The following is a 3,932-nucleotide window of genomic DNA, read 5'->3' as shown; positions in this document are numbered from 1 at the left end:
GCGTCTGGCAGGGGGGCCGACAGCGCTTGGGACGGCGCGCCCCCCAGGGTGGCGGAGTGCGGAGGAGGGCCCCCGAGGGAGGCCGCCAGGGAGGGCTCCAAGGCGCCCTCCGGAGCCCGCCGGCGGGCAAACTTTTTTCAGATTTTTTGCCGGGCGGGCTCGTTCGATGTGCCCGGCGGCTTTCTAAATGGCTGGAATCGTGGGTGTTTTCTCGCTGGTCCGCTGTGCGACGATTTGTTGACGATTGGCGTTGACAGGCCGGAAGGTGGGGCCTATAACCCCAACCACTGAGCGCGGCGCCGCCGGGTCACTGACCAAGGCGAGCGAACGCGCCACTGATGCTCCTCACCTTGTTGAGTGACACAACAGCCGACACCAGTCGGTTGGAGTTCATCCATCGTCGGTAAGGGTGTCGGAACCCTTCCTCTCAGGAAGGTTGAGGCCTCCATGGCCTCGGGCTGTTTGACAAGTGAAGATGAAGAAAGAGAAACGTGGACGGCGGAGTCCTTGCGGGTCTCGCTTCCGAGAAGCTTCGGCTTTTCTGATCGAGACCGGACGAAAGACTTCGGCGGTACACGTTTTAAAGGAAACACCATCGTTGCCAGCGATGTGAATCGCGGGCAGCACATCGACTTCGGTCGATAATGGTGGGACCTCGTCAAACGTTGTGATCAGCCGGTTCAAAGTTCAAGTCCAACTTGAGAGTTTGATCCTGGCTCAGAGCGAACGCTGGCGGCAGGCTTAACACATGCAAGTCGAGCGGGCGTAGCAATACGTCAGCGGCAGACGGGTGAGTAACGCGTGGGAACGTACCTTTTGGTTCGGAACAACACAGGGAAACTTGTGCTAATACCGGATAAGCCCTTACGGGGAAAGATTTATCGCCGAAAGATCGGCCCGCGTCTGATTAGCTAGTTGGTGAGGTAATGGCTCACCAAGGCGACGATCAGTAGCTGGTCTGAGAGGATGATCAGCCACATTGGGACTGAGACACGGCCCAAACTCCTACGGGAGGCAGCAGTGGGGAATATTGGACAATGGGGGCAACCCTGATCCAGCCATGCCGCGTGAGTGATGAAGGCCCTAGGGTTGTAAAGCTCTTTTGTGCGGGAAGATAATGACGGTACCGCAAGAATAAGCCCCGGCTAACTTCGTGCCAGCAGCCGCGGTAATACGAAGGGGGCTAGCGTTGCTCGGAATCACTGGGCGTAAAGGGTGCGTAGGCGGGTCTTTAAGTCAGGGGTGAAATCCTGGAGCTCAACTCCAGAACTGCCTTTGATACTGAAGATCTTGAGTCCGGGAGAGGTGAGTGGAACTGCGAGTGTAGAGGTGAAATTCGTAGATATTCGCAAGAACACCAGTGGCGAAGGCGGCTCACTGGCCCGGTACTGACGCTGAGGCACGAAAGCGTGGGGAGCAAACAGGATTAGATACCCTGGTAGTCCACGCCGTAAACGATGAATGCCAGCCGTTAGTGGGTTTACTCACTAGTGGCGCAGCTAACGCTTTAAGCATTCCGCCTGGGGAGTACGGTCGCAAGATTAAAACTCAAAGGAATTGACGGGGGCCCGCACAAGCGGTGGAGCATGTGGTTTAATTCGACGCAACGCGCAGAACCTTACCAGCCCTTGACATGTCCAGGACCGGTCGCAGAGATGTGACCCTCTCTTCGGAGCCTGGAGCACAGGTGCTGCATGGCTGTCGTCAGCTCGTGTCGTGAGATGTTGGGTTAAGTCCCGCAACGAGCGCAACCCCCGTCCTTAGTTGCTACCATTTAGTTGAGCACTCTAAGGAGACTGCCGGTGATAAGCCGCGAGGAAGGTGGGGATGACGTCAAGTCCTCATGGCCCTTACGGGCTGGGCTACACACGTGCTACAATGGCGGTGACAATGGGATGCTAAGGGGCGACCCTTCGCAAATCTCAAAAAGCCGTCTCAGTTCGGATTGGGCTCTGCAACTCGAGCCCATGAAGTTGGAATCGCTAGTAATCGTGGATCAGCACGCCACGGTGAATACGTTCCCGGGCCTTGTACACACCGCCCGTCACACCATGGGAGTTGGTTTTACCTGAAGACGGTGCGCTAACCCGCAAGGGAGGCAGCCGGCCACGGTAGGGTCAGCGACTGGGGTGAAGTCGTAACAAGGTAGCCGTAGGGGAACCTGCGGCTGGATCACCTCCTTTCTAAGGATGATCCTTCAGCGAGCTCACGCTCACTATCGGATCGTTTTAGAAACATCAGTGGCCAACAGATCGCCAGATCGTTGAGCTGCATTGGCGGGATTTCGCCGTCTTCGTTTCTCTTTCTTCGCGGACGAACACGCGCTGGGCCTGCATCAAGCAGGATCCCACGGTCCCTGACGGGATATGCGTTAGGGGCTTGTAGCTCAGTTGGTTAGAGCGCGCGCTTGATAAGCGTGAGGTCGGAAGTTCAAGTCTTCCCAGGCCCACCACTTTCATCGAGTGAGCATTCGTCTTCTGGTTACGGGGCCATAGCTCAGCTGGGAGAGCGCGTGCTTTGCAAGCATGAGGTCGTCGGTTCGATCCCGTCTGGCTCCACCAGATGGTTTGATCACCGAGATCTTGCACCGTCGTCCGCGAAACATCACTTCGCATCCTGCTAGTCTGGATAGACAGCAAGATGCGTGTTTTCTGACATCGTAAAGAGGAGATCGATCCGAGTTGGGTCGCGCAGCAGATTGTTGCGCGAACCTTCATTATCTCCGGATCATTTTCGGCGCTCGCTTTCAGCCGTGAGGTTGAATGCGAGTTGTAAAATGATCCTTTTAGCGAAGCTTGACCGCCTCGCTATCGGAACGATCTTACGAAGCAAGCTGGTCTTTCTAGTCAATGTCCGGCTGCACGTAGCATTCATCGAGGGTGCGCGCCGTAAGGCAATCGTGCAGACAACATTCTGCCGAGTGTGTGGACATTGATAATGAGAGCAATCAAGTGCCTTAAGGGTGTTCGGTGGATGCCTTGGCGCTGAGAGGCGATGAAGGACGTGCTACGCTGCGATAAGCCGTGGGGAGCTGCGAAGAAGCTTTGATCCGCGGATTTCCGAATGGGGAAACCCACCTTCGATAGCCGGAACTCCAAGACCTTGTGTTTTGGTGTTCGACCAGAAATGATCGGGACCATGACCCTAGAGGTTTTGGATTTCCGGTTATCAAGAGAAGGTATGAGACTTCTGAATACATAGGAGGTTTCAAGCAAACCCAGGGAACTGAAACATCTAAGTACCTGGAGGAAAGGACATCAACAGAGACTCCGTTAGTAGTGGCGAGCGAACGCGGACCAGGCCAGTGATACATCAAAGACAATCGGAACCAGTCAGGAAAGCTGGGCCTCAGAGGGTGATAGCCCCGTACGAGTAATGCGATGATGTATCCACGAGTAAGGCGGGACACGTGCAATCCTGTCTGAACACGGGGGGACCACCCTCCAAGCCTAAGTACTCCTCAGCGACCGATAGCGAACCAGTACCGTGAGGGAAAGGTGAAAAGCACCCCGACGAGGGGAGTGAAATAGACCTGAAACCGGACACCTACAAACAGATGGAGCTCAAGATTCGTTCTGGGTGACATCGTACCTTTTGTATTATGGGCCAGCGACTTAATTTAACGAGCAAGCTTAAGCCGATAGGCGAAGGCGTAGCGAAAGCGAGTCTGAATAGGGCGCCAAGTTCGTTGTATTAGACCCGAAACCTAGTGATCTAGCCATGAGCAGGTTGAAGGTGAGGTAACACTCACTGGAGGACCGAACGGGTGCCTGTTGAAAAAGGCTCCGATGACTTGTGGTTAGGGGTGAAAGGCCAATCAAACTGGGAAATAGCTGGTTCTCCGCGAAAGATATTTAGGTATCGCCTCGCACGAATGCTTCGGGGGGTAGAGCACTGGATGGGCTAGGGGGACTTACCGTCTTACCAAACCC

The 3,932-nt window shown here is 55.3% G+C and carries 2 tRNA genes and 2 rRNA genes (1 of these 4 running past the window's edge); all 4 read left to right on the top strand.

What is annotated here, in order from left to right:
• The first annotated feature begins 694 nt into the window (after positions 1–694).
• A 16S ribosomal RNA gene (locus I6F24_RS14860) occupies positions 695–2,183 on the top strand.
• Between the two features lie 192 nt (positions 2,184–2,375).
• Positions 2,376–2,452: transfer RNA gene (locus tag I6F24_RS14855), tRNA-Ile, on the top strand.
• 33 nt (positions 2,453–2,485) lie between these two features.
• Positions 2,486–2,561 (top strand) — tRNA-Ala (locus tag I6F24_RS14850).
• A gap of 384 nt (positions 2,562–2,945) precedes the next feature.
• Positions 2,946–3,932: ribosomal RNA gene (locus I6F24_RS14845) — 23S ribosomal RNA — on the top strand; it runs 1,860 nt beyond the window's last position.
• Together the 16S and 23S rRNA genes with 2 tRNA genes alongside form the textbook arrangement of a ribosomal RNA operon.

It is taken from the genome of Bradyrhizobium sp. BRP23 (assembly GCF_020194135.1).
GTDB lineage: Bacteria > Pseudomonadota > Alphaproteobacteria > Rhizobiales > Xanthobacteraceae > Bradyrhizobium > Bradyrhizobium yuanmingense.
The sequence above is the reverse complement of the archived record's forward strand: the minus strand, read 5'-3'. Positions and strand labels throughout refer to the sequence as shown.